The following is a 14,477-nucleotide window of genomic DNA, read 5'->3' as shown; positions in this document are numbered from 1 at the left end:
TCCCGGCAATAAGGTCATTACCAGAGGGAGTTCTCTCTGCTGATCTCCGCCCAGCGCAGATACATATCGCTCGACATCATAAAGTCGGTATGCCATTTCCACCAGGTATGCAGCGTGTAGTACACCAGACACGGCAGATAACAGAGCAGGAAATAGACCTCAAACCAGACCTGCCATCCCGAAAGCGTAAGCAGCACACCGATAACAGCCGACCAGAGACATTCAACCCCCACCAGCATCGCCAGCCTTAACCACAGGGGTTTCTCAGACAGCGTCCGCCACGGGATTGACGGGGAGAAATAGAGGTCAATCTCGTTAAGGAACAGATGGCCAAGAAAAACATAGCGTCGGGTAAAGCGTAAGAACAGCAGGTTGATTGCCAGCACCACCACGCAGAGCACCACCATGGTAATGATGGCGGTTAAGGTGAAGTAGCGTCCATAGAGGTCAAACTGCTCGCTGTTACGTAACGGGCTTATCGTCAGGAGATTCAACACCACGCTCATGATGACAGCGACGGCCACATACTGTGAAAGCCGTGTGTACTTGACTTTGTCTCTGGCTGATTCAATGACCTGCAACGTATAGATATAGCGCAGTGCGGCAAACATTCCCCAGATAAGCAGCGGCGCAACGAGGGCCAGAATCAGCAACACAATCCCCGGCTGAGCCAGCGCAAGGAGGAGCGCGATGATACCTGCAAACATCAGGGTAGCGATGACCAACACAACCAACGGTTCAAAAATGAACGCCTTTATCTTCGGGCTTTTTTTGCCGATAAAAAACGATAAATCAATATTCTTGATGGCACATTTATAGGCCCAGAAGGCCTTAAGATCGGCAATAAAGCTGTACAGGATCAGCGCGAAAATACCGCTCGCTACCCAGGCATCTTGCCGGGAAAAAGAGAAACCGGCATTTTTCCAGTAAAAAGCCAGCAGGATAAACGTCACGATATAGATAAAAAGAACGTTCCTTTTATCCTGAAAACGGATGAAGGTTAAATAATCAGGAATCATAGCTCGGCCATCACATCTCTAAAGCTTTTCTGCAGTGCAGGACACGTTCGGAAGAGAAACCGGCAAAATCATTCAGCATCTGTCCCAGATATGGCTTGTTGCTCATCTCCAGGAACAGCGGTTGTTCTGGATGATGGATGAACCTGGCCATGGAATCAGCCCATTTCACCGTATGCGTCAGATGCAGGGAGAGGTTTTCTTTGATGATGTCCGGTGCCGTTTCTATTCTGGCTGTCACGTTCATCAGCACGTCATAAGCCGGCGAGGTGAAGGGCTGTCCCGCCAGGAAATCCCGCATCAGCGGCACGCCCTCAGCCATTAAACGGGTATGCCAGGCTCCGCTGACGCCGAGCTTGATAGGCTCATAGCCCTCGTCCGCCAGCACTCTGGCAAAATCACTCAGCGCAGACGGCGTCCCGCCAATCACCTGCTGACGCGGTGTGTTGTCGCAGCTGATATCCAGCGCGATCCCGCTGCGGGTGATGATGTCACTCAGGGTGGCAAAATTGGCCCCCTTCAGCGCCAGCATCGCGCCTTTATGTTTTTTACTCACCGCATCCATGGTGCTGGCACGAAAATGCAGCGTCCGGAACAGGGTCTCAAGCGAAATTGCGCCTGCCGCGTACAGCGCACTGTATTCGCCAACGCTATGGCCGCAGGCGCCCACGACGCGGAGCGCCGGGAAGCGCTCGCGGCAGAGGCTGTACAGCGATACGTTGATCGCCGTAACGGCCAGCTGTTGTGCCGTGGTCTGGATCAGCCTGTTCATCGGCCCTTTGAGGCAGAGTCGGCGCAGATCGAGACCCGACACATCGCTGGCACAATCCCAGATCTGTTTCGTCGTTGCATTCAGATCCCACAGATCGCTGCCCATACCAATCACCGGGTTTCCCTGGCCGGAAAACAGCAGCACCACAGGCTGCGATGGATTATCACGCGTCATAGTCATTTCCTTATAAGTAATACTTAAAGCCAACATAGCCACCGGCGACATCACCGAAGAAGGCAAACTCAGAATTTGCGCTACCCAGCGCGGAATAGACGCCGGTATACGCTTCCAGCTGGTCATCGATAAAGGTCAGCGGTGCGCTGATGTGGAGTCCCGCCATGGTGCTTTTATCCATCAGGTTAAGGATAAAATAGGGTTGCAATGCAATCTGATGGGTGAACTGCACGCTGGACCAGGCGTTAAGATAGTGTTTCCCCTGCAGCATGCCTTTATTGCCCGTATTGCTTATCTCGGAAGCCATCAGGTACTTATAGGAATCAAATGCCCTGTCGAGCGGCGCATAGCCTGTCGGAGTATTTAAGAAGGTCATCAGCTCACGCTGTTTGCGCCATTCCGAGCGTGAATACCCTTCGCTCTGGTAATAATATTCCAGGCCGAAAACATTAAAGGTATCAGAGGTATATTGCCCGCCAACGGCCAGCTCTACGCCATTTTTGTCCCCGGCGTCATACAGCGACGAAGGAAAGGCATAATTCTGAACTTCGGCACTTTTCTCCTCAGAGAGATGACGCCAGCGCTGCTCCCGGTGCCAGGCCATCTCGGCGTTCAGGGTAAGCTGTGGGGTGTAGTGATAGCTGTCAGAAACAGCAATCGACTGCGACTCACCCAGCAGGATGCGCATTCCCGGCGTATGGTGACGGAAGGCATGTGAGGTATAGCTCAACAGCCAGGCCTCGCTGCTGTTGCCACGCTGGTTCGCGGACCAGTTGCCGGAGGTCAGGTAGTCTTTACCGATCGTCGCCAGCTTCGGAATCACGGTCAGCGAGAGCGACTCGTCCCGGTTATCCATTGACAGCGTCGCGGCCCAGGACGAGGACTGATACGCCGTGCGAAGCGCGGGATCGTAAAGCCGCGTCGGTTTGAACCCGGCGTAGTAATGCGGGGTCAGATCGGACGGTGAACGCAGGAAAAAGAGCCCTGGCTTCGCCTGAAGTTTTCCCGCTTCAAGCTGCACGCTGTCTGACACGGCGTAAACCAGTCTCAGACGTTCAATCAGCAGTTGAGAGCGGCTGTCGTCTTCTTCAAATGCCCCCAGCTTACGCGGGGAGTACCAGGTCAGCCCGTAGAGGGATAAGTCCAGTTCCAGCGCATTATCAACAACGGCGCACCGGCTGGTGAGATTCACACCGGCGTCATTGTAGATATTGTGTCTGGTATACGGGTTTCGGCCAGCAATTCGCCAGTCTGAGATTTGCTTTTTGACCAGCGACACCTGCTCATACAGCGTGACCGTGCTGTTTTTAGCCACGTCGGAGCCGGACAGGCAGTCCGCCAGTACGCTCACCGGCAGAGCGGAGAGTGCCAGGGTTAACCCCATGAGTGTGCGTTTCAATTGACACCTCGCTGAATAGACTCGCGAGTAAAGTGGGATTCCGGCAAGGATTCCAGGCGAACATCGCTGTACTCCATCACGGAATAGCTTTTACCGTGACGGGCCTCCTGGACGATAATTTTCATCGGACGCATCTTCCCTAATACCATTTGAAAATCCTGATACAACACGTCTTTAATCAATTGATTATCCAGAGAGTAATACGACGCTTTAAAAGGACGGTTCTCCCCCTCTTTTTCGACGTAATAGATAACTTTTGGCCAGGTGACATCATCCGTTTTGCGCACTAACGCCAGCTTATAGCACTGTGTTTCGCCGCACGGCTCTTCACCCAGCAGGGTGGCGTGGTAGGCATACTCAAAATTGGTCACAATGACGTCGCCATTGGAAATTTGTCCCACCAGACGCTGCTGGCGCGAAACGGGAACCGGGCGACGAAGTTCCGGGGTGTAGAACCAAAGATCGTACCAGTCAGAGAGCAGCACTTTGCCCTTGTCGCGCGGGGGATAAATAAACCGTGCCAGCGAACGGGCGTCGGCTTTCATTTCCCCTTCGGGTTTCATAAAGCGCATGGAAATATCCAGCACCTGCTTATTGTCAGGTTGAGACGCTCCCGACTTATATTCATAAATGGTCAGGGTGTAGCGAAAAGGTTTATTCGGGGAACGCACCTCATCGGCACGGCGAATAATCTCTGAGGCTTTGTTATCCACCGGGGCGGAAAACGCCCCTGCGGAAAACAGGCCCAGACAAAAGAGCAGTTTTATGATGACAACGCGTTTCATATCGCTTCCTTACGAAAATTTAAAAGCATCTGAAATATTCAGCCGTGACGCACGTAATGCGGGTAGCACAGAGGCACCGGTGGCGGCCAGGATCGGTAATACCAGGGTTATCCAGGTAAGCGCGACGCTGTCGGTTTTAATAAATGCCGTATAGCCCAGCGTTTGTCCCGGTGACGGCGGCATCGCAATACCGTAAAGATTGATGGCGGAGGCAATGGCATAACCTGTCGCCAGACTGCCAACGGCGCCGATAATGCCAATAAAAATCCCCTCCAGTAAAAACAGCCTTGTAACGTGCAGCGGTTTCAGGCCAATCGCCCTGAGGGTGGTGATTTCCCGGGTACGTTCAATAATGTTCATGGTCATCGAATTGCCGATCATAAAGATCACGATCAACCCGACGATGAGCTTAATGAAGAAATAGATCCCGGATAATAAGCCTTCCACTTGCTGATAAAAGATCGACGTCTCTTTCCAGTCTTTTACCATCAGCGGTAAATGATGCTTCGTAATAAACTGGCGCAGTTTGGCGCTGAACAGGGCGGTATCTTCGTCCTTCAGCAGTATTAACACCTTGCTGACGCTGTTGGTCCCCATGATGCGCTGCGCGGTATCAAGCGGGATTTTCATTGCCACATCATCGTAATCCTTAATACCGGACTCAAAGATGCCGCGAAGCTTCATCGATAACGCGCCCTGCCCGCCCTCGGTATTCACCACCAGCACATCCAGCCAGTCGTCATAGCGGGCATTAAGCGTTTTCGCCAGCCCACTGCCCAGCGTGATTTCGTCCGTACGCACCCGGGACAGGTCGCTGCCGGAAATTAATTTATCAAACGATCCCAGCTTTAAGGCAGGCAGAGGCTCCACACCCAGTGCGGAAAAATAACTGGACGTTTCGCTTTCATACTGCGAAATCACCCCGGTAAATTCCAGCTGACCGGATAGCGTCGAAATATGCGGTGCGAGATCGCGATCGTTGAGAATCGCTTTTTTCAGGGCTGCATAATCTGCAATCAGGCTTTTATTCTTATTCGACGTCTGGAAATAATTTTCATTATAAATTTGCACATGCCCAATATTGGTTCGAATCGTTTGCTCTTTCAAAATCCAGAAAGAGTAATCGATAAACCCGCCATACAGAAAAATAGACACACCACCGAGCATAATCGCGGCAATGGTGGAATACGATCGTCTCTTGTGGCGAAAGAGGTTTAAAAAAGCAAACTTCACGTCCCGCGAGCGGAATAATACGCACCAGAGGACAAAAATCAGAATGAGGACAACAACACTATTCGCTAACACCATAACCCCGGACATTTAGTTCCCTTTCACCAGCGGTAACAAGACCTCTGTCACTTCGTTGATATCCCACTCTGGCGCATCGCCAGAAGCCAGCGGTAATGCTGAATTGGCGTTACGCAATTCAATGTGTGCCAGTAGCGCTTCTGCCTCAGCGGTACGTTTACAGCTCAGCAGCGCGCGATAGCGCATTTCGTCAATGTGCTTCATCAACCCGGCATTAAATACCTCAGGGCTTTTCGCCATCAGCTCCGTATCTTTTAACGTCACCACACAGCGTCCAATATCCGCTGGCAGGTAAGCGTCGACACGGGCGCGCATGTAGCGCACCAGCAGATTGCCCTCATTAAGATCTACCGCTTCATCAAGGTAGAAAAAGCCCGTTTTGCCGTATTCAGACGCCCGGATCAGGTCATTCGTTTTGAGGGAATGCCCTGCCTGGCGCAGCATGCCGTAGGCATAAAAAACCAGCGACAGCGCGTTATCATTGGCCTTGTATTCGGTAAACAACGCACGGGTGATATCGGCAAGCTTTTCCGCCTGCGCCGGGAAGCCATTTTTTATCACCTGCTCAGCCACGGGGGCCGCTGCGGCTTTAACGCTCCCGGCATAGGCCATGCAGATCAGCAGCCAGCAGAGAATGAAAAAATTACGATTGTGAATCATGAACTAACACTCCGTCCTTAATTTCAACGACACGCCGCGCGCGCTCTTTCAGCTGGCTTGAGTGCGTCGAAATAATGAAAGTGGTACGCGTCTCCCGGTTGATTTTCAGCAGCAGATCCAGGATGGCTTCACCGGTCACCAGATCGAGGTTCCCGGTCGGCTCATCGGCAATCACCACCTGAGGGTCATGCGCCAGCGCACGGGCGATAGCCACGCGCTGCTGCTGTCCACCCGAAAGCTGGCCCGGCTTACGATCGGTATATCCCATCAGCCCGACGCTCTCGATAAAATACAGCGCTCGCTCTTTCGCCTCTTTTTTGCTGGTATGACCGTTTAATACCAGCGGAAAAAAAACGTTATCAAAGACGCTCAATACGGGTATCAAGTTAAAAAACTGAAATATGAATCCCAGATGCTTGCCGCGAATCTCCGATAATTGTTCTTCCGGTAAATTATTGAGTAACTTTCTCAGAAACATCACCGAGCCAAAGCTGGGCTTATCAATACCCGACAGGATATTTAACAGCGTACTTTTGCCGCTGCCGGAAGGGCCGCACAGGGCCAAGAATTCGCCTTTCTCTATTTCAAGGTTAATATTTTTCAGGGCATCGACTTTGCCTTCGCCCGAGCCATAACTCTTATAGATATTGTTCAGCGATAGCATTGGGAGTTCTTTAATTATTCCGCTCATGGGTTGCCGTTATTCCTTGCACGAGTCAATGTCGAAATAGCTGTAACCGAACTGCCTGTCAGGAACGATAGTTCTCAATTTTCCTGCGAAATGCGGCGCCTGCTGGATATACGCAAAGCTTAATGCCGGCGTCAGGCAGCCACTGGCACCATAGGTGTCGACCAGATCTAACGTCTTTACCGGCGAAACGGTTGAGCGAGACAGCATCTCTTTCCGCAGACCAGCAAACGCCACGCGATCCGCAGCGTCCGTGTTCTCAAGGGTATCTGCCAGCACGTATTGCCCGCCGTTTACCCTGATCGCACTTTCTTGCTGACTAAAAATGAAACATCCCGCACGCTCGACGGTTAAATTGACATCCTGGGCTTTACCCTTGTGCTTCTCTCTCCACTTGAGCGCAATATCTTCGTCCGAAAAGACCAGCACCGGGATCGCCCGGTAGGCGGCGCAGATCACCACGTAATCAAACACATCCCAGCTCAGGTAATCCTTTGCCAGACTCATGGCCTGAATGAAAGATTGCCTCTCCCCCCGGAGTTTGCAGGTGGGTGAATTCACAGAAAATTTCTTCACCAGGTTTTTGGGCAGCGTATCAATCATTGAGATGTGTAATGCGCTGGAGATATTTTCAAACGGCCCGGATTCGCCCCAGGAATCGACATAAATAAATGCCGTCCGCTGCTTTAACAGCCTCATCCGCTCTTTCGCCGGCAGCGCCATGAGGGCGTTATCTGCCGCTTGCTCCATCGCTTCAAGGTATTTTTGATACTGAGGATTACGGATCATCTCACCGGGATATAACTCCGGCTGCGTACCAAAACGTTTTAAGCCCCAGCCGTTGGCATGGGTTGATTTAAGCGCTTTATTAAATAAATGCGCCTCCCAGGCGTTTAACCAGCTGGGCTGATAGAAATAAAATTTATCTTCCGGCTCAATGAGCGAAAATGAGGATAAATACATGTTACTCTCCATGTTCGTTCAACAGCCTGGATGAATATCAGACATCACGGCGCCAATAATTGAGCCATCGACACCTACCCCGACTTTAAGCAGATGATTTTTTTGATGTCCAATAACGCCCTGGTCAATCAGGACATGCTGAGCAACGGCATCAATAATGGTGTCGTTGCCAACGGGTGAAATAAGCTCTCGCTGGGTTAGCGAATGATGCCCAATAATTAAATCGACAATCCCTGAACCGGTGGCGGTATAGCCAATCTGGCCTTTATAGGCCAGTACCGGGATGGTATTCCCCTCAGTAAACATCTCTATCGCTTTGGCTTCCGCTTTATCGCTGACGGATGAACCATTACCGTGGGGGATAATCGCGCATAATGCCTCCGGGTCGAGTTCGGCTTTTTTCATCGTGGCCTGCATCACTTTTAATATATTGGTGCTAAGCCAGGAACTGTCGTTGCTTCTGCCCGCGCTGATTTGGGTATAGGTTGTTTGTAGCCGCACCCCTCCCTTTGCTTTTCTGGCACGACGGTGACGGCAATTTTCCAGCAGAATCGCACTATAACCTTCAGCGAAAAGCACCCCCTGACTGTTTTCACCAAAGGGCTGAACAAGATGGCTATCCAGCATCGACTGGGTATCCAGAAACCAGATATCCTGGGTTTTTATTTTCGAGCAGTTCACGACTAACACAATATCCACGCCGCCATGCTCAATAGCCTGGCACCCTAAATGCACCGCCGTCAGGGCTGAATTACTGGTGCAATTCATATTGGGGGGTAAATACTGCAGGTTATATTTACGCGCAAGATGTCCGGCAATACGATCCTGCGACATATTATCGACATGCAACTGCATCAATGACTTTGAAAGATAAATATCCTCAACGTCATTTTTGTTGTAGAAACTTTTATAGGCCATACCATCGACCCGCGGGCCAATACCGGTTAAATAAACCCGGGCATTGCACCCGGCCAGCCATTGTGCATCCAGGTTTGCCTGGCCGAGTGCATCGTCAATCAGACGATAAAGCAGATCTAATGCGCTATCATCCGTATGATCCAGCGTGGCAATATGTTTATTGCCATCGAACCCACATTTAATTGCCTCGTCGTCGGATTTAAACCAGGGTTTTCTTTCAACGCGTTTGCCCAGCTTCAGATTATGAATTAACTGAAGACTGTCTTCGGCAAACGGCAGACAGGTACTGAACCCCGAAATGATAGCGGCATTATCCACAATATTATCCTTTAATCACAAACGCGTAGTAGTTGCCGCCTTCCGTCGCGCCCACCAGCAATACGTGCTTCAGGGCAAGTTTCAACGGTTCACGAACGAAGTTAATTCGCTTATCGAAGAACTCAACGGTATGAGGAATAGCGGGAACCGCCTGCTTCTTAATACAGTCAATGATGACGGCCAGGTTAAGCAGTCCGGCAGCAGATGCCACAAAGCCAAAGCAGGCGTTGTAGTTAACAACCGGCACGTCCGGCTTTGTCCGGGCGAAGATTTCGCAAATCGCATCAATTTCAATGCGTGAGCTGTCATCGCTACCGTTGCTGGTACCGCAGACCAGATCGATCTCCTGCGCCGTTACACCGGCATCCGCCAGCGCACGGGCGATGGCCAGCGCCATGGAGGAGGATTTCTCGTCCCGCTGAGAGGCGTCAAAATAGCTGTTGCTACAGGCTTTACCGTAACCGGCCACTTCCGCCAGCACTTCTGCACCCCGCGCGGCGGCACGCTGCGGATCCTCCAGCAGCAACATGCAGGCACCTTCGCCAGGAATGTAGCCCTTCGGATCGTTACCGTAGACCTGATATTCTCCGGCATCGGAGGTCATATGCAGCTTCTGAGTAACAGCATCCATATAGAGGGACATGGACGGGAAATACTCATCCGCACCGCCCACCAGCACCTGCGGCTGCAGATCCTGACGCACGATTTCGTAGCCGTAGGTGAGTGCGCCTAATGCTGCGTTCTCACCGGTCGCCAGCGTAGTGGTGTAGCCCTTGATGCCTTCCGAAATGCCGCAGAACGTTGGGATGGAGTTCATCAACGATCCCGGGAATTCGGAGGTTCTGACTTTGCGTGGGTCCGGCTTAAGGCTCTGCAGATATTTGTAGGTTGTCTCCTGCGGCCCGCTGGACATCCCCATGACCATGCCAAGCGCGTCGCCATCACGCTTGATTTTACGCTTCGCCTGCTCCAGCGCTTCGGACAGGGCAATCAGCGCGAATGTCCCGCCACGCGTGGCCTTACGAGGGTCAAAGCGGCGCAGATGTTTACGCGGCTCGAGCCCGGTAACCTGGAAGGTTTTAAAGTGTTCATTGGCTTCCGGCAGCGTTTCGGCCAGCGCGCTGAAATCTTCCCCAAACAACGCTTCGAACTGACGGGTGGTTTCAAGCACCTCCAGCAGTTCTTTCGCCTCTTCCAGCGTGTCTTCCGGGAAGGTGACGCCGCCCAGCTCAACGGTATGGTGTTGTTGCCATACGTTGTCGAGGATCTCGTTAACGGTGTGGCCAATCGCGGAAACGGCACCCAGACCGGTGATCGCCACACGCTTTTCGTCGTAGGCAGTAACCGGGATCGAACAAGGCTCCATGCTGATAATCATGCTGCAGTTGTTACCGCCGAAGGCATAATTGTTCTTCATGAAGAGGTTGATTTTCTGGTCACGGAAGTCGTTTGGCACGTAATCCAGATCGCAGTTTGGACGCGCGTTCGTGAAGTTCAGCGTCGGCAGAACGCGGTTATCCGGCAGCGTGACCAGGCAGGCGATTAGTTCGACGATGCCCGCCGCACCGATGTTATGACCAAAGTAAGACTTGGTTGAGCTCACCAGCAGTTTTTCATTGTTGGCGAACACCTTTTTCATCGCCAGCGTTTCGATACGATCGTTGGCTTCTGTTCCGGTACCGTGGGCGTTGACGTATTCGATCTGATCCGGGGTGACGCCGGCATTTTCCATCGCCTTATGCATGACCTGCACCGCGCCGCTGGCGCGTGGATCCGGTCCGGTTTCATGGAACGCATCGCAGGAGGTGGCATAAGAGAGGATTTCACCGTAAATGGTGGCGCCGCGTGCGACCGCATGTTCGTACTCTTCAAGTACGATCGCCCCGGCCCCTTCACCGATGGACATCCCCGAGTTGCCGGAGAACGGCGTGCAGGCCTCCGGATGCATCACGTTCAGGGCATAAAAGCCCGCGAAGGTTGGCAGGTAGATCGGTTCCGTCCCGACGGCCAACATGGTTTTACTTTTGCCGTTCTGGATATAGTCAAACGCCATACCGACCGCGTTAGGGCTCGCCGTACAGGCGGTCGCGACCAGCTCAACGCCGCCCTGTAAGCCGAGCAGCGTGGAGACGCTGGAACAGCAGGAAGAGAAACCACCAGAGAACAACGCTTTACGCAGGGAGAAGTCTTCCATGCGTTGCTCAAACAGCGGCAGAAACGCCTCTGTCCCGGCAGACGAGACACCGACAATTAAACCGGTCTCTTTAAGTTGCGCCTTATTCTCAGCCAGCCCCGCCTGTTTCAGCGCATCTTTCCCCACCTTCCAGGCCCAGAGTGCGGCATTATCCAGGGAGGCGATAACGTCATCCGGTAATTCCGAATAATCAATGTCATGTAAGACTTCGGCGGCCCTGGCATTTTCAAACCATTTTGAAAACCGCACGCTGTCCGTGACGCCATTTTTTTTATTCAGTAATGCGTTTCTGAAATCCTGCAGGTTTTCAGCCAGCGAAGAGAGAATACCGATCCCGGTAATGACAACACGTTTTCTGTTTGTCTTCATAAATATATGTACCGCCATGTACAGGCAATAAACCGCGAAAAGGATCCGTGGTGTTAATATCCCCACGGATTCTCTTCTCGCCGTTTTAATTAATAATTACAGTGCGCTTTTCGCTTTAGAGGCATCAACAAAACTGTGTTCAGTAGGATTAACCAGCATGCTCAGGTTATAAATAAATGGCATACCTTTGGTTTTCGCGGTCACCGTTTCCGAACGCGTTTGAATCGCAAAGCCGCTAATATCAGACCATGCATATTCATTGTCCATCAGCGCCAGCGCAATAAAGCACTGCAGGGCGGGAGAATAGATGGCCTTAGCCACGTTCCCGACCACCTGACCATCAACCAGTACGTTATCGCCTGATTCAATGCCCGAACAGGCACCCTCGGTAATCATGCCGATAACCTTGCGTGCGCCTTCGCGGTGAGACAGTTCTTCGGCCGCGTCTTTACCCACAAAGCCTTCTTTGTCGTACTGCACGGCCCATTGCAGCTGCAGCTCTACCGGATTGAGGTTGTACTCCGCCCACAGCGCGTCGTCCCAGCCTGGGTTTTCGATACGCACAATTTTCTGGTAGTCCAGCCCGCCGGTCTGCAGCTGGTATTTGCCGCCGTGCTCCAGCAGCTGCTGCCACTGATCCAGCAGCTGTTCCTGCTGGCCAACGACCATATAGGCGAATTCACCGTGTTTACCGCAGCGGAATACCATCAGCTCATCGTCGGTATTCATGTACTCATAGTAGGGCAGACCAATCACGTCGAAGCCGTGGATCTCGGACATCAGCTCCCAGGAGTAAGGCCCTTCTACCATGATCGCCCCCCAGTTCTGCTCGCGCATATCAGCAATTTCAGGCGCTTCCTGGATATCCAGCTCGTCGGCTTTTTCCAGAAGGGCGTTCAGGCCAGCGATAATTTCCGCCGCCGGAATGTTCTCGGACATGATGTAATAGCCCTCGGATGAGCAGAGCACATACACATCGCCGCGCACAGTACCGTCTTCATTCAATACCAGCGAGTAGATCCCCTGCTCATCGCGGATAATCGAGACATCGGCCGAGACAAAATAGTTCACCAGTGCCCAGGCATCATCACCCATCACGCTGACAATCGACATGTGGGAATAGTCCACCAGCAGCGCATTTTCACGCACCGCTTTATATTCCACCATGGGATCGTGATAGGCAGAAGGAACGTTGGCATTGTTGTAAATGCCCATTTTCGCTTTGTTTTTTAAATGAAAATCATAAAGAGATTTCATAACGTAATCCTGTTATTCGCAATGATAAATTAAGCTTTTTTCTTCTGGATGATAAATGTCGCCAGATTATTGATACTTCTCATATAAGAAGGATCGTCGCTTTCGCTCACTTTGATATCGAAAACTTTATCCAGCATGACCACAATTTCCGTCGCATCAACGGAGTCCAGTTTTAAACCATTACCAAACAGGGCAGTATCATCATCAATTTGAGACTCATCACGTTGGATATTCAAACGCTGAATAATCTCAGTTTTAATTGTCATCAGCACGTCCTTGCGCTGGTCAATTTCATTTTTCATTGTAGACATGGTTATAACTCTCTCAGGGGTTTACTTTGTTTCGCGGAAATTAATAATGGTGCCATGGCTAATTAACCGCTTACCGACGTTTGCCGTCACGGAATAGTGCTTAAAGCCATGGGCATCAGAAAATGCCAGCTTGCTGGTCACTTCAATCGAATCGCCTGGGTAGGCAATATCTTTAAATTTCAAATTCTGGGCCGCCAGGACACCGCGAACCTGTGCGCGGCGCGTGCGAATAATTGCCAGCATCTCGTCACGCTGAATGAGCGCATGAATGTCGCGTAACGATTTCAGCTCACCACCGAACGTCTCATTGTAGATATCGCAAATATCGGTGAGGAACGACAGATACTCGCTGGCCTGACCAAAAATCTCAGAAATAATGACCCCGGGCATGATCGGATCGTCCGGGAAATGCCCCAGCAGATAAGGTTCGTTATAGGTGATGTGTTTGGTCACCTTCACGTAGCCATTTTCGCCATATTTGAAGTCATCAATTCTGTCGACCATCAGCAGCGGCTGGCGCCAGCCGCCCATTTCCAGAAAAATCTTCGAGGGGATAACATATTTAGACATAACTCACCGCATCACCAGACCGCCATCGATAACGATGGTTTGACCCACAATGTAGCTGGACGCTGTCGAGCCCAGATAAACGATGGTGTTGGCCACTTCATCACACTGGCCGAGACGGCGCAGAGGAATGGAGGCGGTGACGCCACGCACGACGGTACGGGATACCTTCTTCACCATTTTGGATTCAATCATTCCCGGCGCGATAGCATTTACGCGCACGCCATACGGCGCCAGTTCAGCCGCCAGGGTACGGGTGAATCCGAGGATGGCCCCTTTAGACGCGCTGTAGTTTGCCTGCCCGACGCTGGGGATAATGGCCGCAATGGAGGCCACGTTGATGATGGCCGGGCTTTCTGCGGAGCGCAGCAGCATTAAGGCTTCTTTCGTCAGGCGGAAAATGCTGAACAGGTTGGTGTCCACCACCTGGCTGAAATCATCAAAACTCATTGAGGCAAACAGGCTGTCTTTCACAATCCCGGCGTTGTTAACCAGCACATCCAGCTTGCCCGCGTCCTCGGTCAGGCGTGAGCAGAGCGCAGTGACGCTCAGTGGATCGGCGAGATCGCACTGAATCAGCGTGAGTTTGCCCCCGGCCGGGTGGGTTTCTTTCAGTTCGGTTAACTGCGTGGCATTCGATTTATACAGCGCATAAACGTCGCAGTCCTGGTCAAGAAACTTAGCGCAGATCGCCAGGCCAATATCACCACTGGCGCCGGTGACCAGAACCGTCTTTTCCTTAAGATCGTTATATTGATACATAATATTCACTGATAGT

At 51.8% G+C, this 14,477-nt stretch carries 14 protein-coding genes; all 14 read right to left on the bottom strand.

Annotated elements, in window-relative coordinates; all coding sequences use genetic code 11:
• Positions 1–17: 17 nt before the first annotated feature.
• The 14 genes from C5687_RS08940 to C5687_RS08875 all read right to left on the bottom strand — a co-directional run bounded on the left by C5687_RS08940 (position 18) and on the right by C5687_RS08875 (position 14,461).
• Positions 18–1,019 (bottom strand): hypothetical protein, encoded by a 1,002-nt coding sequence (locus C5687_RS08940; protein ID WP_104556769.1) that lies wholly within the window; start codon positions 1,017–1,019, stop codon positions 18–20.
• 10 nt (positions 1,020–1,029) lie between these two features.
• The gene (locus C5687_RS08935) at positions 1,030–1,962 is read right to left on the bottom strand and encodes an ACP S-malonyltransferase (protein WP_104556768.1); all 933 of its coding nucleotides are present in this window, start codon (positions 1,960–1,962) and stop codon (positions 1,030–1,032) included.
• 10 nt (positions 1,963–1,972) lie between these two features.
• Positions 1,973–3,361: a hypothetical protein gene (locus tag C5687_RS08930; RefSeq protein ID WP_104556767.1), complete on the bottom strand. Its 1,389-nt coding sequence runs from the start codon at positions 3,359–3,361 to the stop codon at positions 1,973–1,975.
• Positions 3,358–4,146: an outer membrane lipoprotein-sorting protein gene (locus tag C5687_RS08925; protein WP_104556766.1), complete on the bottom strand. Its 789-nt coding sequence runs from the start codon at positions 4,144–4,146 to the stop codon at positions 3,358–3,360. The genes C5687_RS08930 and C5687_RS08925 overlap by 4 nt, the downstream gene beginning before the upstream one ends.
• A gap of 9 nt (positions 4,147–4,155) precedes the next feature.
• Positions 4,156–5,466 carry an ABC transporter permease gene (locus tag C5687_RS08920; protein WP_094919489.1) on the bottom strand — a complete coding sequence of 437 codons (1,311 nt, stop codon included), beginning with the start codon at positions 5,464–5,466 and terminating at the stop codon, positions 4,156–4,158.
• Positions 5,467–6,114 (bottom strand): hypothetical protein, encoded by a 648-nt coding sequence (locus C5687_RS08915; RefSeq protein WP_104556765.1) that lies wholly within the window; start codon positions 6,112–6,114, stop codon positions 5,467–5,469.
• Positions 6,098–6,805, bottom strand: coding sequence for an ABC transporter ATP-binding protein (locus tag C5687_RS08910; RefSeq protein ID WP_025759033.1), 708 nt, complete (start codon positions 6,803–6,805; stop codon positions 6,098–6,100). Before C5687_RS08910 ends, C5687_RS08915 begins: the two co-directional genes overlap by 17 nt.
• A 9-nt stretch (positions 6,806–6,814) precedes the next feature.
• Complete coding sequence (locus C5687_RS08905; RefSeq protein ID WP_104556764.1) at positions 6,815–7,765, bottom strand: ATP-binding protein; 951 nt, start codon at positions 7,763–7,765, stop codon at positions 6,815–6,817.
• A gap of 18 nt (positions 7,766–7,783) precedes the next feature.
• A complete protein-coding gene (locus C5687_RS08900) occupies positions 7,784–9,001 on the bottom strand; it encodes a beta-ketoacyl synthase (protein ID WP_104556763.1) in 1,218 nt (405 codons plus the stop codon).
• A gap of 4 nt (positions 9,002–9,005) precedes the next feature.
• Positions 9,006–11,564 carry a beta-ketoacyl-[acyl-carrier-protein] synthase family protein gene (locus tag C5687_RS08895; RefSeq protein ID WP_104556790.1) on the bottom strand — a complete coding sequence of 853 codons (2,559 nt, stop codon included), beginning with the start codon at positions 11,562–11,564 and terminating at the stop codon, positions 9,006–9,008.
• Between the two features lie 96 nt (positions 11,565–11,660).
• A complete protein-coding gene (locus C5687_RS08890; protein ID WP_059385940.1) occupies positions 11,661–12,821 on the bottom strand; it encodes an aminomethyl transferase family protein in 1,161 nt (386 codons plus the stop codon).
• Positions 12,822–12,850: 29 nt separating this feature from the next.
• Positions 12,851–13,132 (bottom strand): acyl carrier protein, encoded by a 282-nt coding sequence (locus C5687_RS08885; RefSeq protein ID WP_013095701.1) that lies wholly within the window; start codon positions 13,130–13,132, stop codon positions 12,851–12,853.
• A 21-nt stretch (positions 13,133–13,153) separates the two neighbouring features.
• Complete coding sequence (locus C5687_RS08880) at positions 13,154–13,702, bottom strand: hotdog family protein (RefSeq protein WP_025759038.1); 549 nt, start codon at positions 13,700–13,702, stop codon at positions 13,154–13,156.
• A 3-nt stretch (positions 13,703–13,705) separates the two neighbouring features.
• Positions 13,706–14,461: an SDR family oxidoreductase gene (locus C5687_RS08875; protein WP_104556762.1), complete on the bottom strand. Its 756-nt coding sequence runs from the start codon at positions 14,459–14,461 to the stop codon at positions 13,706–13,708.
• Positions 14,462–14,477: the final 16 nt, after the last annotated feature.

Origin of the sequence: Enterobacter sichuanensis (genome assembly GCF_002939185.1) — a bacterium.
Lineage (GTDB): Bacteria > Pseudomonadota > Gammaproteobacteria > Enterobacterales > Enterobacteriaceae > Enterobacter > Enterobacter sichuanensis.
This window is presented reverse-complemented; position numbering and strand designations above follow the sequence as displayed.

Coding starts and splice junctions, on each gene's coding strand:
- C5687_RS08940 (WP_104556769.1), bottom strand. CDS start 1,019: ATGATTCCTGATTATTTAACCTTCATCCGTTTTCAGGATAAAAGGAAC.
- C5687_RS08935 (WP_104556768.1), bottom strand. CDS start 1,962: ATGACGCGTGATAATCCATCGCAGCCTGTGGTGCTGCTGTTTTCCGGC.
- C5687_RS08925 (WP_104556766.1), bottom strand. CDS start 4,146: ATGAAACGCGTTGTCATCATAAAACTGCTCTTTTGTCTGGGCCTGTTT.
- C5687_RS08920 (WP_094919489.1), bottom strand. CDS start 5,466: ATGTCCGGGGTTATGGTGTTAGCGAATAGTGTTGTTGTCCTCATTCTG.
- C5687_RS08915 (WP_104556765.1), bottom strand. CDS start 6,114: ATGATTCACAATCGTAATTTTTTCATTCTCTGCTGGCTGCTGATCTGC.
- C5687_RS08910 (WP_025759033.1), bottom strand. CDS start 6,805: ATGAGCGGAATAATTAAAGAACTCCCAATGCTATCGCTGAACAATATC.
- C5687_RS08905 (WP_104556764.1), bottom strand. CDS start 7,765: ATGTATTTATCCTCATTTTCGCTCATTGAGCCGGAAGATAAATTTTAT.
- C5687_RS08895 (WP_104556790.1), bottom strand. CDS start 11,564: ATGAAGACAAACAGAAAACGTGTTGTCATTACCGGGATCGGTATTCTC.
- C5687_RS08890 (WP_059385940.1), bottom strand. CDS start 12,821: ATGAAATCTCTTTATGATTTTCATTTAAAAAACAAAGCGAAAATGGGC.
- C5687_RS08885 (WP_013095701.1), bottom strand. CDS start 13,132: ATGTCTACAATGAAAAATGAAATTGACCAGCGCAAGGACGTGCTGATG.
- C5687_RS08880 (WP_025759038.1), bottom strand. CDS start 13,702: ATGTCTAAATATGTTATCCCCTCGAAGATTTTTCTGGAAATGGGCGGC.
- C5687_RS08875 (WP_104556762.1), bottom strand. CDS start 14,461: ATGTATCAATATAACGATCTTAAGGAAAAGACGGTTCTGGTCACCGGC.